This is a genomic window from Neorhizobium sp. DAR64872/K0K18 (assembly GCF_050500175.1).
In the GTDB taxonomy this organism is placed as follows: domain Bacteria; phylum Pseudomonadota; class Alphaproteobacteria; order Rhizobiales; family Rhizobiaceae; genus Neorhizobium; species Neorhizobium soli.
Genome location: NZ_CP191448.1, coordinates 87,376 through 101,581, shown reverse-complemented (window position 1 = coordinate 101,581; position 14,206 = coordinate 87,376). Strand labels below are relative to the sequence as shown.

Annotated in this window: 14 protein-coding genes; 7 read left to right on the top strand and 7 right to left on the bottom strand. The window is 56.4% G+C overall.

The genetic code is table 11. The features are described from left to right. Positions 1 to 64: 64 nt before the first annotated feature. The 4 genes from ACQY1P_RS23535 to ACQY1P_RS23520 all read right to left on the bottom strand — a co-directional run bounded on the left by ACQY1P_RS23535 (position 65) and on the right by ACQY1P_RS23520 (position 5,044). Positions 65 to 2,551: an HWE histidine kinase domain-containing protein gene (locus ACQY1P_RS23535; RefSeq protein WP_430256984.1), complete on the bottom strand. Its 2,487-nt coding sequence runs from the start codon at positions 2,549 to 2,551 to the stop codon at positions 65 to 67. 439 nt (positions 2,552 to 2,990) lie between these two features. Further along, the gene (locus ACQY1P_RS23530) at positions 2,991 to 3,314 is read right to left on the bottom strand and encodes a hypothetical protein (RefSeq protein WP_430256983.1); all 324 of its coding nucleotides are present in this window, start codon (positions 3,312 to 3,314) and stop codon (positions 2,991 to 2,993) included. A gap of 1 nt (position 3,315) precedes the next feature. Further along, positions 3,316 to 4,128: a Ku protein gene (locus tag ACQY1P_RS23525; RefSeq protein ID WP_430256982.1), complete on the bottom strand. Its 813-nt coding sequence runs from the start codon at positions 4,126 to 4,128 to the stop codon at positions 3,316 to 3,318. 10 nt (positions 4,129 to 4,138) lie between these two features. Next, a complete protein-coding gene (locus ACQY1P_RS23520; protein ID WP_430256981.1) occupies positions 4,139 to 5,044 on the bottom strand; it encodes a Ku protein in 906 nt (301 codons plus the stop codon). A 580-nt stretch (positions 5,045 to 5,624) separates the two neighbouring features. On the opposite strand from ACQY1P_RS23520, the gene ACQY1P_RS23515 reads away from it, so the two are divergent. From ACQY1P_RS23515 to ACQY1P_RS23495, 5 genes are all read left to right on the top strand, one after another. Further along, on the top strand, positions 5,625 to 5,828 hold the full coding sequence (locus ACQY1P_RS23515; RefSeq protein ID WP_430256980.1) for a DUF3606 domain-containing protein: 204 nt from the start codon (positions 5,625 to 5,627) through the stop codon (positions 5,826 to 5,828). Then, a complete protein-coding gene (locus ACQY1P_RS23510; protein ID WP_430256979.1) occupies positions 5,815 to 6,327 on the top strand; it encodes a ferritin-like domain-containing protein in 513 nt (170 codons plus the stop codon). Before ACQY1P_RS23515 ends, ACQY1P_RS23510 begins: the two co-directional genes overlap by 14 nt. A 680-nt stretch (positions 6,328 to 7,007) precedes the next feature. Next, positions 7,008 to 7,244 carry a DUF6894 family protein gene (locus ACQY1P_RS23505; RefSeq protein ID WP_430256977.1) on the top strand — a complete coding sequence of 79 codons (237 nt, stop codon included), beginning with the start codon at positions 7,008 to 7,010 and terminating at the stop codon, positions 7,242 to 7,244. Between the two features lie 1,194 nt (positions 7,245 to 8,438). Then, positions 8,439 to 9,296 carry a manganese catalase family protein gene (locus tag ACQY1P_RS23500; protein WP_430256976.1) on the top strand — a complete coding sequence of 286 codons (858 nt, stop codon included), beginning with the start codon at positions 8,439 to 8,441 and terminating at the stop codon, positions 9,294 to 9,296. A gap of 655 nt (positions 9,297 to 9,951) precedes the next feature. Further along, on the top strand, positions 9,952 to 10,212 hold the full coding sequence (locus ACQY1P_RS23495) for a DUF982 domain-containing protein (RefSeq protein WP_430257000.1): 261 nt from the start codon (positions 9,952 to 9,954) through the stop codon (positions 10,210 to 10,212). Positions 10,213 to 10,307: 95 nt separating this feature from the next. Here the strand turns inward: ACQY1P_RS23495 and rpsU are convergent, their stop codons facing one another. Both rpsU and ACQY1P_RS23485 read right to left on the bottom strand, forming a co-directional pair. Next, on the bottom strand, positions 10,308 to 10,565 hold the full coding sequence (gene rpsU / locus ACQY1P_RS23490; RefSeq protein ID WP_430256999.1) for a 30S ribosomal protein S21: 258 nt from the start codon (positions 10,563 to 10,565) through the stop codon (positions 10,308 to 10,310). A gap of 153 nt (positions 10,566 to 10,718) precedes the next feature. Continuing rightward, the gene (locus ACQY1P_RS23485) at positions 10,719 to 11,408 is read right to left on the bottom strand and encodes a Crp/Fnr family transcriptional regulator (RefSeq protein WP_430256975.1); all 690 of its coding nucleotides are present in this window, start codon (positions 11,406 to 11,408) and stop codon (positions 10,719 to 10,721) included. 162 nt (positions 11,409 to 11,570) lie between these two features. Between ACQY1P_RS23485 and ACQY1P_RS23480 the strand changes: the two genes are divergently transcribed. Next, entirely contained in the window at positions 11,571 to 11,681 is a 111-nt protein-coding gene (locus tag ACQY1P_RS23480; protein ID WP_430256973.1) for a DUF6894 family protein, read from the top strand. Between the two features lie 158 nt (positions 11,682 to 11,839). Here ACQY1P_RS23480 and ACQY1P_RS23475 read toward each other — a convergent pair whose 3' ends face one another. Further along, entirely contained in the window at positions 11,840 to 12,337 is a 498-nt protein-coding gene (locus tag ACQY1P_RS23475) for a bifunctional diaminohydroxyphosphoribosylaminopyrimidine deaminase/5-amino-6-(5-phosphoribosylamino)uracil reductase RibD (RefSeq protein ID WP_430256972.1), read from the bottom strand. Positions 12,338 to 12,765: 428 nt separating this feature from the next. Between ACQY1P_RS23475 and ACQY1P_RS23470 the strand changes: the two genes are divergently transcribed. Beyond that, positions 12,766 to 14,040, top strand: coding sequence for a diguanylate cyclase domain-containing protein (locus ACQY1P_RS23470; protein WP_430256971.1), 1,275 nt, complete (start codon positions 12,766 to 12,768; stop codon positions 14,038 to 14,040). Positions 14,041 to 14,206 lie beyond the last annotated feature (166 nt).

The following is a 14,206-nucleotide window of genomic DNA, read 5'->3' as shown; positions in this document are numbered from 1 at the left end:
TCTGGCCGTAAGCACAGGCTGAGTTCGGTTCAAGCTTCGAGGGTTCCTCCCGACGTCTCCCGAGTTATCCTGCGGATGAGGCGGCACCCCCTTGTAGGGATTTGACCAGCGCCGACGACAGCGCCCCCGCGGCGACGGGTTTGCGCACGACAGGCACCCCCGAGTATCCCGCAGGAATGCTGATCCCGTCGCGATAGCCCGTCGCGAACACGTAGGGTATCGCAAGGCGCTCCAGCTCGGCGGCTACGTCCTCGGATGTCTGTTCACCGAGGTTAAGGTCGAGTACCGCGCATTCCGGACGCTTATGCTCGATAGACAACAGGGCAGCGTCAACCGTCGCGGCCACGGTCACTTCGATCGCGCCCAGTGCCCGAAGAAGTTCCTCCGTGTCCATGGCGATAAGCGACTGGTCTTCGACGAGAAGAACCCGCATGCCACCGATCGGATAAGATTCCTGCTTTATTGCCTCATCAGTCCGCGACTGCACCGCTGTCGTGACCTTGAAGAGATGTTGCGCAGGAAGTACGAAGGTCGCTATTAGGCCGGCTTTGGCAAACTGCAGGTCGACCGTTCCATCGAGGTCATGGGACACCGTCTTCTCGATAAGCTTGGACCCGAAACCCTTTCGGGTCGGCATGACGACTTCAGGACCCCCGCTTTCCACCCAGTCGAGACGGCAGTCTCCGTCTTCGGTCAGCGCCCAGGAGACTTCCAGCTTACCGGACGGTACGGAAAGGCTGCCGTACTTGGATGCATTCGTCATCATTTCGTGGAGGAGCAGGGCGAATACGCCGAACGCCCGCTCTGTCAGCCCGACAGGTTCACCTGAGATAACGATCCTGTCCGGCATCTGCGCGAAGCGGTGCATGTCCGCCTCGGCAGTAATCAGGCTACCGAGTTCCCCGCCGTCGGAACCAGCGAATGACTGGTCGTGCGCGTAGGACAGCGCCCTCAGGCGGCCCTCGAACGACTTTGCGTAGTCGTCAACCGACTCGGAGTTCGCTCCGGTCTGAGCGGCGATCGACTTCACGAGACTCAGGATGTTCTTGACCCTGTGATTGAGCTCAGCGTTCAGAAGCTTACGCTGATTTTCGGTCTTTTCGCGCTGCTCCTCAGTCGCGTCGTTATGGGAGAGCATTACGTCCCTGACATACCCGCGGATCGCATCCGCGATGACAAGGTCCGCATCCGACCATGGGACGGACTTGTGACGCACATCTTCCCGCCAGGTGTCGAAGCTGCCGCGAGGGGTGAGGCGCTTGCCGTGTTCCGTCTTGATCTCGGTCTTGGTCGGCTCTCCCGCCCATTCGATCTGGTGTGCCTCTTCGCTGCGGAAGAAGACGAGGAAATCGGGATTCGACACCGAGATCGGTATGGCCAGCATGCCGGCGACGCGCGTTCCGTAGATCTCCCTGTTTCCAGTGAAGGATGCAAGGTCCTGAGTGTCCCAGATGGCGCGTCCGGCCCGCCCGGCGACCAGTTCCATCAGCGCGGGTACCACGTTCTCGGGTGGAGACACCCCCTGGGACGCCCATTCCCCCTTCGACCACAGTCCAGCGCCACCGCTTGCGATCAGCGTCGCGAAGTCGTTCAGGCGGGATTTGAGAACGGTATCAACCGATTCCTCTGGTCTGACCTCTGCGATGATCGCGTCGAGGCGGCTGCGGGTAGATGCGGAAGCGGCCTTCTGCTCCCGATGTTCGATGGAGGCGACATGGAGCGAGAAGTACTGTGCGAAAAGCTCGATGGACACGCGAAGCGGAATGGACAGCCACTTGGGCGAGTTGTGGTGACACGAGATCAGTCCCCACAACTCGCCATCGACTACGATAGATACCGACATCGAGGCCGCGACACCCATGTTGCGCAGGTATTCGCAGTGTATCGGCGAGACGCTTCGCAAGTGAGCATGGGATAGGTCGACAGGCGCGTCGCCCTCCGAGATACGCGGCGACAACGGAACGGGGGCGAAGTTCGCGTCGCCGATCACACGCAGCCAGTTTTGAACGTAGAGCCTGCGGGCCTGAACCGGAATATCCGATACGGGAAAATGCTGGCCGAGGAAACTCTTGAGCGACGGGTCCTTGGCTTCGGCAACTACCCGTCCAGCACCGTTGTGGAGGAACCGGTAGACCATGACGCGGTCGTAGCCGAGCATGGCGCGAACAAGCCTGGCGGTCGTGCGGAAGAGGGCGTCAAACTCATTCTGGCCGTCGACCCTCTTCACGAGCGACTGGGTCAGATGGAGGGCGACCTCGGTATCTTCGGGCGAAGCTGGCTTTTCAAATTCGAGGAACGTGCGACCGCCGTGACGGTGGATCGTGATGTCGGCGAGATTGCCGCCGTCGCCGAGTTTCGCTTTCAGCACCAGTCCGGCAATCTGGCTCGAACCTGAACGCGCGACGGCGTTCGTAAGGTCATGCGCCACGGTGGACCCGACGACGTCCGCCATATCGGCGCCGATGTAGTCCCTGTTGGTACTTCCAAGAAACTGGTGCACGTTCTCGGAAACGAATGTCACGAGCCCGGTCTCGTCATCGAGGACGACCATGGCTCCGTGGGGCTGGATGCTGCCGGGAATGTGGATAGGCTCTCGATCGCAATTCGTGAGATCAACCAGGGACCTGTCGTAACTCAAAGGCGGTATCCTGCTCTAAATGGACCTGGGCGGCGGATGCAGTCGTGGCGATAACACCACGTCATGCGATGCTGAAGTTAAGATGCCGCGATAAATAGGGCAAGGCGTTCGGATATTCGAGACCCAGCCTCTTTTCACTGTGCAAAATCGAGTAGCAGCTGAAGTGGTTTCAACAGCTGGCTACGAACGATCAAGTCCGCTTCAAACGGCATCAAGAGCCTTGCACAGCGGCATCCTTGATAAGCCGGTACTCCAGACGACCCGCAATCGGTGGTTACCGCTACCGAATAGCGTGACCCGTTCGCTTCGTGTCCGCCGACCGCGGGGTTAGCGTAGGAGGGCCGTTACCGGCTCAGTACCCAGGCGGTCGCTGCAAGCGTTGCGGAACATGCCTTTGGGTGACCCTGGCAGAAAGTACATCGCTCTCGCTGATGAACACCTTGCCGGCGAGATCCTCCCCTCGAGATATTGCGGCTGCAGCGAGGTCGGTGAAGAACTCGGCGTATAGCGCCAGACGGCGCAACGACATCTCCGGCGGGTTGGCCGTCGCCCTGATCGCTTCACATGTCACAATCACAAGCCACACTTGCGAGCCGTCGGTCACCGCGATCTGTCCGTTTTCATGGTAGAGAAACGGTGCGGGCTTGCAAAGGGTGATTTCGGGATGGTCGACCATATCAGCTTGCCTTCCTGCTTTTAAGGTCGTCCGCGACCGATTTGCGCAACGCGTCCATGATGTTGACCACGTTCGATGCGGAAGCAGGCGCCTCCTTGGTCTTCGACGACTTCCTTGTGGGCTTCAGGGTCCTCTTCTTTTCCTCGATGAGCTTCAGCAAGCTCTCCTGGATAGGATCGCTCACCATCTCAGGCGACCATCTCGCGGACTTTTGCTTGATCAGCTTCTGCACGAGAGGGATCAGGCCGGGTTCGGCTTCGTCGTCTATGTCTTCGAAATACGCCTCTTCTGACCGTACCTCGTCCCCGAACCGTAGCGACCAGAGGACTATGCCATTGTCGCGCGGCTCCAGCACGACCGCCCGTTCGCGGCGGCCGATAACCAGCTTGGATACCCCGACGACGTTGTCGGCCTTCATCGCATCCCGGATGACGGCAAAAGCCTCATGGCCGACCGCATCGTCAGGCATCAGATAGTGCGGTTTTTCGAGGTAGATCCACTCTATGCTTTGCGACGGTACGAACTTCTGGATGTCGATTGTCTTCACCGTGTCGAGCTGGACGGCGTCGAGGTCATCGTCGCTCAGGATAACGTAGTCGTTCTCACCACGGGCATACCCCTTCGCTTCGTTCTGCTCCTTCACGGGTTTCCCGGTGACAGAGTCGATGTACTGCGAGACGACACGGTTGCCCGTCTCGCGGTTCAGCGTATGAAACCGCACCTTCTCGCTCTCGCTTGTCGCCGGGGTCATGGCGACCGGGCAGGTGACGAGCGAAAGCTTAAGGTAGCCTTTCCAGTAAGGACGGATCGCCATCGTCTCTCTCCTAGCTTGCCTTGCGCTGCGGGGCGGTCTTCGAAGCGGCGGACTTCCCGACCGCCCCACGCGCCGCACGTTTCCGACCCGTGCCAGCATTGGCATTTGCGGCCGTACGTTCAGGTCTGGTTTCGGAAGCCTCCAGCAGCCCGGCGCTCTCTCGAAGGGCGGCGAGCAGGTCGCTCGGCTGAGACACCTCTATCTTCTTGCGCTTGGGAAGTGCCTTGCCCTCGACCTTGGCCTTTACGAGTTCGGCGAGTGCTGCCTCATATCGGTCGTCGAAGGTTGCCGGATCGAATGTCCCCTTCTTCGTGCTTATGATGTGCTTGGCGAGTTCGAGCATCTCGCCTTCGATCTCCAGCTTCGGCATGTCCTCGAAAGCCTTCGAGCTGGACCGAACTTCGTAGTCGTAGTTGAGCGTCGTGGCGATCAGGCCCTTGCCGTGGGGACGGATGAGAACCGTGCGCATTCTCCGGAAAAGGACGGTTCTAGCGATGGCTGCGACCTTCGACTTCCTCATGCCGTCGCGCAGTGCTGCAAACGCATCGGAGCCCATGCGATCCGGGGTGAGGTAGTAGGGCTTGTCGAAGTAGACGTCGTCGACGTCGGAGCAGGGAATGAATGCTTCGATTTCGAGGGTCTTGTCGCTCTCCGGGATCGTGGCGGCCACCTCGTCCGGGTCGATGATGATGTACTGGCCGGTTTCGATTTCGAAGCCCTTGGTCTGGGCTTCCTTAGGCACCAGCTTTTCGGTCTCGCTGTCGATGAAGACGCGATTGACGCGGTTGCCTGTTGCCGAATTGATCGTGTTGAAAGTGATGCGGTCGGAGGTGGAGGCTGCCGTATAAAGCGCTACACCCGCTGTGACCTCTCCAAACTTGAGGAAGCCTTTCCACTGCGCTCGATGACCTGCCATACGCTTTACTCCGAATCACCCGGTTGGCGACTCCAATCGGATTCGAAGTGATTCGTTCCGAGTCAAAACGAATCATTTTTCAATGGCTTGAGCGGATATCTTGCGAGTTTGATTCAGCGTGGTTTCGTCATGCAGGCTTACCGTTTGATCTCAATCGGTTTCCAGATCACCTGGACGCTTCTGGGATCGGGATCGAACAGCTCGCAGTTGGTCTTCATGTCGGTCCTGCCGCACTCTAATTTTACCCGGGGTCGTAGCTGTGCTCTGGCGCAGCGGACTGTGTTCTCGGGTGCGCGCTTGACCTCTGTGCCGGGGCGAGATTCGGCCTATGGCAAGCGACACCGTCAGCCGAGAGGGTCCTTCGTCTGTGCCAGAAGTCCGCCAAGGCCACCTACCTCCGTGTAACGTGGCAGCACCTTCATCGTAACGGATGTCCTCGACCCGGCTATCGCTAGCTCCGACACATTGAAATAGACCAGGCGGCGCTCCAGTATTTTGTGAACCTCCTCTAAGGCGATCTGGAAATGGAACCGTTTGTAACCTGTGCTGGTTCTTGTGCAGATCAGAGAGAGGAGCCGTTATGTCAAATTCTGGAAAAGGACGCGAACAGGACCGCGCACGAGTTGCCGGCAGTCAGGAACATGAGGTCCGCTATGAGAGCGACAAAGAAGGTGTTTCCAGGGCCATGGTGAAGGACACGATCAAGGAAGTAGGCAATAGCCGCGAGAAGGTCGAACGTGAGCTCGGGAACAAAAATAGGGGAGCTAAGAATGGCGGACGATAAGACACGCGAGATCTTCGTAACAGGTCTTAAAAACGCTCATGCGATGGAGAACCAAGCGCTTTCGATAATGAAACCGCAGGTCAAGCGGATTGAAAACTATCCAGAAATAGCCGCTCAGCTGGAAAAACATATCGGCGAGACCGAGGGTCAGGTCGGTCGTCTAGAAGAAATCCTGACGAGCCTTGCAGAGGACCACTCCACACTCAAGGACATGGCCCTCTCTTTTACTGGTACCATGGCTGCTCTGAGTCACTCAGTCGCGGGCGATGAAATCCTGAAGAACAGCTTCGCAAACTTCGCTTTCGAAAATTTTGAGATCGCCGCGTACAACTCGCTAATCACTGTAGCTGAGCTTGGCGGGTATGCGGGCGTTGTGCACGCCTTGCAGCTCAGCCTCGACCAGGAAATTGCAATGGCGCGGTGGCTCGAGGATAATTTGCGACTAACTACGATCAAGTTTGCTGAACTGAAGAAGGCGGGCGAAACAGCTAAGGTCTGAGGGGCGGTCGAGGGCAAACCTCGGCCGGCTTCTCCTAATTTCTTTGCATGTCATTAATGAGAGCCTATTTGTCGACCGTTTGGTCTTCTCACCGTTCCGGCGTCCATTATTGCTAATTTCTTGCAAAGCGCGTTCGTTTCGGCGGTGTTTGTGAGCTTTGCTGAAGCTCGAGCGATGTTCTGTCTCCGTTCGATGTAGGAAGAAGTTTGGTCGCCCCGCACGGTCGGTAAAGGACTCAAAAAGTGAAGCGCTGTAGCAGGTCTGATCACAGGGGTTCTTTGTTGGTATTTGCAGGGTGCTTGGCAGCTGGCGCTGTAATAATGGTGCACCCGGTCAAGCCGAGCTGGTCTTGTGAGCCGACAGGCGAATGAAAAACCTTGAATTCAAAACAGACTCTCCTCAGTAGCCGGGCATTGACGCCAACCTCAACAGTCACAGTTTCAGTTTATGGAGACGTCTCGCTCATACGCGCTTTGCAATTTGGTGCGCCATGTAAGATAGGGCAACGCGGACATGCAAGAAAAAGAGATGCAAGCCCGCTTGAGCGGGACGGCGCTTGCCCAAGCAATGTCGTACGCTTAGAGGCGTTCCTAACAGGTGGCAATTGCCAACCAGGCACTTACGATTCCGGAACTGTCGCGGCCTTTTCAGGTTTTCCCTCAAAAATTGATGGAGGAAGCATGCCCAGGTACTATTTCAATTACCGCGTTGGCGGCATCTTGGAGCAGGATCCGGATGGAAGCGAATTGCCGGATGATGAAAGCGCGTTGGAAGAAGCCAAGTCCGCGGCGCGGGAACTGCTCGCAGCAAAGGTTCTTAAAGGCGACATTGTAGACGGTGACGTTTTTGAGATCACTACGAGCAGTGGTGAGGTCGTGCATACTTTGCCCCTTCGTGCCGTACTAAAGCTGGTATGAAACGTAAGCGCCCTATTTCGGGTATTCGCAATTATGGTCGCACACTTGTCGACACCACCATCTGGGTGGTGTCCCTCGTCGTTGTTATTCTTGTAGAGTGCTACATGTTATTGGAATGGTAGGCGCCAGCGCTACCGTGATACCTGATCGGTCATGAAGGACAGGTAGTCCCGTCGCTGGATAGAGACGGAAGCTTTAGCCGGCTCCGGACTTTCTGGCACATAAACGCGCGAAACCGGCTGGGGAGTACGCACGTTTATCGCTGCCATGGTTCCACCCATACACAGCAGCAGCAATACTACAATTAGGCCAAGTCCTGATGAGGATTCCGTTTTTGCGTTGTAACTCACGGCTTTGCTCCTTTCGTCAGGAATGAGCAAAAATCCTTTTAGTTGCATTAAAGCAGTCAGGGTCGAGGAGATAACTCTGAATAGGGAACGATCTCACCGCCTGCGGCCTTTTATTGCCGATGATCGAGACCCTATGGAAGACATGACGCTCACCGTTCCCGATATCGTAGCAAATGATTACCGTCGAAAACCGGAGGTTTTCAAGGGAGATCAATCCTAGATCGTGAACATTGGAGTAAACAGGCTTGTGAACGATCAACAGCTTAGGATATCTCAGCGCCATACACGCATGCGTAATTATACCGGTGTTTACGTCACGCCTGCCGACCTGAAGTTTTCTGCAGCGATCGTAATCGCATCGGCGAACGCGTGGTCTCGGACAATCGTCGTTTCCGCGTAAAGGCTCGGCGCAAGCGATTGGTAAGATACCCGTTACGCGGGCTTCCGCAGTGGCCGGAACAACGACTACGCAACTAACTGATCTTCGCACTTGTTCAGCTATGCCCTCGCACTGCGTGTGCTAATCCCTCATTTCGCGAACTATAACGTCCGGCGGATAACGCTACACTTAAGTCAGAAAAGCAACTGCCATTATTCCCATCGGCTAGGCCGTGGATGAGCGGGTTGTTTTCCGTTAACTTCCAGGTGGCAGAGGTCAATGAAAATACCCGCCGCCGCATCGTTTAAACGAGCCGCCTGAACACCAGGCGGTTAGTCGTATCCGGTCGGTCCGAATTCGTACGAAGCGAATTGGCGCGATTCAAAACAGGAACATCGTAGCCCGGCTGTGGTTCACAATCCGTTATTCAATCGGATTTCAGTCCCAACCTTTCAAGGAGAAATCATGTTCAGCTTTGACAAGCGTCTACAATATCCCGTGAAGGTCAATTCACCGGACCCCATCTTTGCCCGAATGCTGCAGCAGGCCATCGGCGGCGTCGAAGGCGAAATCCGAGTTTGCATGCAATACTTCTTCCAGGCCTGGGGCGCTCGCGGTCCAACTACGAAATACCGTGACATGCTGCTTCATACGGCAACCGAAGAAATCGGCCACATCGAGATGCTTGCGACAGCCGTTGCGCTCAACCTCGATAAGGCCCCGGCAAGCCTTGCGGAAGCTGGTGCGGCCGACGGTATTGTTGGTGCCGTGATGGGCGGCGAGAACCCGCGCCACGTGGTTGAGGGAATGCTCCATCGCCATATCCTGTCGACAGGCATGGCAGCCTTCCCAGGCAATTCCGAGGGCGTTCCTTTCGACATGTCCCACATCTACGCAAGCGGAAACCTCGCGGCCGACATGTATTGCAACGTGGCTGCCGAAAGCACGGGCCGCGTGCTTGCAACGCGGCTTTACAACGCTGCCCATGACGATGGCATGAAGGACATGCTGCATTTCATGATTGCACGCGACACGATGCATCAGCAGCAATGGCTCGCAGTCATTGAGGAACTTGGTGGCAACGAAGGTGCGCTTCCTATTCCCAACAGCTTCCCGCAGGAAAAGGAAGACCAGACGCACAACTACGATTTCTTCGCGACCGCGACGGATGGGTCCGTTCCTCCCCCGGCACGTTGGAATGAAGGTCCGTCGATGGACGGCAAGGGACAGTTCTCCGTCTTCCAGAACGTCCCGATGGGCGAAGAGCCCGTTCTTGGACCAGCGCGTCCAGGCAGCGGTGCGCAGAAAGAACAGATCGGATAGTTCAAGCAGGAGAGGGGCGGGGCGCTACTGCCTTGCCCCTAGTCTGCGGCCGTGAGCTTGGTAGCCCATGATACGTCGTGAAGCTCCAGCTCGCCCGGTTTTAAAGCCAGGCTGTTTCAGTCGGGGCGTCGACCAACTCCTGAAGACGCTCCCCGCCGCGAGGACAGCGTAACCTTTTCAGTTTGTAAAACCCGAAAACGTTGAGTAGGAGGCCCGAAGTTGGAACGTTATGCTTGGAAACTCCAATGCCCCGCCCGCCCTGATCTGGAGGGGATCTCAACCTTGGAAGAACTAACTACCATATTGGCTGAGGCCGATCTGCCGGGGGACGTTGCACCGAAAGAGATCGTCAGGCGGACGAAGATCATGCAACATGAGGGGCAGGGCGTCTGGAAGTCCAGAGCTCAGCCCGAGGAGCGTTGGACCCTCCTTTGGATAGAGCTTGGGTGGTCGTAGCGTTTCTCCCGGCCGCGTAAGAGACCGATATGCTCGATGAACTGGAATCACGCGCGCGAAGCCGGGTCAGGCAATCGAAAAGCCGGAAGCTCCGTCGTCGCGAAAATGGTGCGGCCGGTTCGTTCCGCGCGCAGGTCGGAGCCTTAGGAACTTACATCCTATACGAAGGTTTCTCGTGACGAAACGAACGGAGGTTTTTGTGGACAAGGTCATCGTCATCGATTTCCACGTCACCTGGCAATTGCCCGTCTTTGTCCGAATTGACAACGGCATGCGGGAACGGATTGACGGGCCGGAAGCAGCGTTGGCAGCTCTCCTCCACCGCTGGCCATCAAGCACCCACTCGGAATACGCGGTCGCCAAACGCCGCTGCGGAGACGCTGTCGCAAGGTACGGTAGCCCGTTGCTTGCCCGTAGCGCGTTTGTTGAAGCGGCAGTCGCTGCGAGGGTGCTCGCATGACAGGCTGGAGCGCCGCTCAGCCTGCGCTTCTAGACGTCATTGCCGTGGCTCATAACCGTCAAGACATCATCTACTGATGGTTGTTGTTACGCGACTTAATTAGAAGCGGGTTTGTCGCGAGGAGCAGGTCGTGGCTTCTTTGGAGCCGAGATCCCCAGTTCCCGATTTAGCTTCTTTTGAGCAAGTTTGCGGGCTCGCCGGATGCCCTCGGCCTTTTCCCGAGCACGTTTGACTGACGGCTTCTCGTAGCTCTCCCGAAGCCGCATTTCCCTGAATACGCCTTCCTGCTGGAGACGTTTCTTAAGAAGACGCAGCGCCTGATCGATGTTGTTGTCACGGACTAGGACTTGCAAAGGTTGGCTCCCGGGTAGCTCTGCTACAGATGACCAGTCCATACCTTTCACCTGCCATGCCTGACAAGGGGCTCTGTATCCCGTCGTTTTCAAACGAGTGCTTCGTTACGCCAGGATCAGTTGTAACATGTGCCTCCCGAACCGCGTTTAAGGCTAGGAGGCGAATAACCTCCGATATTCGGCTTCTGGAGTTCCGTAGGCCTCGCCAGCGATCTGTTCCAGAAGTGGGCGATCAAGGACAATCACCAAGCTTCGTTCAGAACGGATCGCACGTCTGCCTTCCAGTTTATGAAGTGCATCGGTTACACTGGGGCGCCTAACTCCCAGCATAAGGGCAAGGAAATCATGTGTCAGCGTTAACGTGTCGCCCAGACGGTCGTGAGACATAAGGACCCAACGCGCCAGACGTTTCTCAACGTCGAACCTTCCATCGGCAAGGGCCGTGGCTGCGATCTGGATCATGAACACGTGAGCGTACTTGAGTAAGACCGCCGACAAGGAGACGCTCTCTCCTATCAAGCGCCGAAGCGTTGCCGCTTCAATCCTGTGAGCCTCACCTGCACCCTGCATAAAGGATCGATGGGGAGAACTTTCGGACCCTAGAATGACGGGAATACCAGAACAACCCTCATGACCAATGCATCCAACTTCAATCCTGTGAGTTCCGGCGACCGCAATCTCTGACGACAAACCGCTTTCGAAGAAGTAGACGTGAGAAATTGGGGTATTCGGTTCGAAAAGTACGTCGCCCTGGTTCAGGTTGATTCGCTGGAGATGCGGTCTCAGCATCTCCAAGTCGTTCTCGGGCATATTTTGCAATAGCCCATTGGATGTCCAGGTCAAAGTTGCCTCCGTGGTACGCTTTTAGCGCCTGAAATAGAGACCTTGACGCGCATGTCCATATAGGGCGCGAAGGATGGAAACTTTTGCGATGTACTTCAGTTTGGAAGCCTCACGGGAGTAGAAACCTTGCCTAGGTATTTCTTCAATATACGATCTGGCGAAGTGCTGAATAAGGATCCAGAGGGCGAAGAGCACGAGACCCTGTCATCCGCGGAGAACGAAGCAATCCAGTCAGCCCGAGAAATCATGGGAGAGGCCGTCAAAAGCGGCTGAGCGACGCTGGGTTGTCTCCAACGATCGTATGAACTCTCTTAAAGTGAGCCGGCTCAGATCCCTCCGCCCAACAGAAAAAACTGCTGACTTATTACAGGCAATGGGGCCGCACGTTCTAATAGAAAGGGGCGACTGTGAGACCGTGAATCAGAGGATCATCAGTCTCTCGTGTAGTCTGGACAGCCGCATGATGGAAATCTGTTCGCAGGCAGGTCGAGATGCTGACCAATAAATTTACGGACTTCACTTTCGAGAATACCAATTGTGACGGCAACGCCGGCATCGCGTAGAATGGAAATTCCTTTTCCATTGTTTCGAGGGTCTGGGTCGAGCAGGCTCACGACAACGCGACGTACACCTCGTTCAACCAGCATCAGAGCGCAGGACCGCGTTCTGCCGCGAAAAGAGCAGGGTTCAAGTGTGACATAAGCAGTTACCCCGTCCAAACGACTGTCAATCTGGCTGACCGCGTGAGCTTCGGCATGAAACTGGCCAGGCGCGTGCGTGTAGCCTTCACTCAATACCGCTCCTTCACTTACCAGGACGCAGCCAACGGGTGGATTCGGAAGACAGGCCGGGAGAGCTTTCTGCGAAACCAGTAAGGCACGTTTCATGAAGCGGTTGTCGGTAATTTCGCTCTCAGCAACAAAATTCATCTTGGCTCCCCTTAGCCGAGGCTAGTCCAGAACTTAAGGCAGAAGGTCGATATGCGCATATTCCGAGATATATCGGATTGTGGTAACGAAATGTGGCGCAGCAGGGTAAAACTCGTTGGAGGCTAACTCGGTCGCTAGGTCTTTGCTCATGGCAAGGATTTAGAGAAGATCGCAGCCGGGCGGTAGCAGAACTGACTGCCGCCTGACGTAAAGGCACCACTTGCGTGAGGGTCATTTACCGTCCATTCGCCGATGATCTCCGCTAGTCCATTCACTAACAAAGACCTCAACGCCTTCTGGTCGATAATATTCTACGCGCTAAATTCCGTAAATTGATCTAGGTCGGCACCCGCCGGCAGACAGGGGCTGATCAGTAAAGTTCTAGCACAAAAGTCTGACCTGTCTGTCAGCCAGAGTAGGAGGCACGCATGCAGCCGAAAGATGGTCTTATCAACGACAGCGCCGAGGTTCGCCTCGCGCTTTTTGATTTTGCCTTCCACCATGCGCCGATTGGGGTCGCGGTCGTTGATGTCGACGGGCGTATCCTGCGTGGTAACAGTGCCTTTTCCAAACTCGTCGGAATTCCGCTTCCTGTATTGCAGGGAACCCCGTTCGCAGACTTCACGCACCCGGACGACCTCGAAGCGGATCTTGTTCTCTTCAGGGAAGTGCTTGTGGGTGTGCGAGACGGCTACACGATCGAGAAGCGCTACGTGCGACCCGATGGTCGGATCGTTGAAGTCGTCATTCATGTGGCGGCGATGCGCGATACTCATGGAAACGTCGTACGGTTCCTTTCGCAGATCGAGGACATAACTGTCCACAAGGAACACGAACGACAGCTCGCCGAAAAGGCTGCCCAGCTAGAACTAGCGATGGAGGCGTTGCGGGGCGGCTTCTGGCACATGGACGTAAACACGGAAACCTTCCAGACGTCGGATCGCCTTGCTGCATTCATTGGAGGGCCCGAGGCCGCAAGGCTTGATCTGCAGCGGTACCTTGGCAAGATGAACCCGGAGGATATTGCAGCCGCAGACCTGACACCGCTCCTATCAGGCACGGTCGATCAGTCCGTTGCTGAGTATCGTCTCGATACCGTGTCGGGGGAGAAGTGGATGCGTTGCGATCGTCGCCTGCTCAGGGATGCGGATGGCAGACCGCGCCGCGTCGTCGGTGTCGCGATAGATTTTACGGAGGAACACCAGCGTCTGGAGGCCTCTCAACGGAATTCTGAAAGGGATTCCCTTACCGGGTTGCTGAACAGGAGAGGACTGGCAAACCAATACCAGCAGATGAGCACCACCTCCGGCATAGGCGTTCTTGCAGTCGACCTCGATGGATTCAAGAAAGTGAACGACCGCTTCGGGCATCCGGCGGGAGACGCAGTTCTTCTGGAAGCCGCAGGTAGGCTCAGTGCCTGTATCCGCGGGGAAGACCTTGCCGCCAGGACCGGAGGGGACGAGTTTGTCGTGATCGTCGCTGGAGACCAGAAGGCTGCGGAGGGCGTCGCTGAACGGATAGTCGCGGAAATGCGCCGAGTGATCGGTTTGAAAGAAGGCGAAGTCCAGGTTAGAGCGACCGTAGGCGGAATCTGGGCGACGGCGAAATCCGATCTGGACGCGCTTGTTTCGCAGGCTGATACAATCCTCTACGCTGCAAAGGCTTGTGGCAAGGACAGATGGGCAGTCGAAGTCGCTGATTAGGATGGGCGCACGTCTATGCTTGTCTATGCGTCTCTCATTCGCTGGGCACGGTGCCCGGATCTTGCCCTTTGCAACCTTGTCGAGCCGCCTTGTTTCCTCGGATTCGTCGCCCTGACGGCGATGCTGCCGCAATATTAGCCGGATGTTAATGTCGCAATCCTAAGCT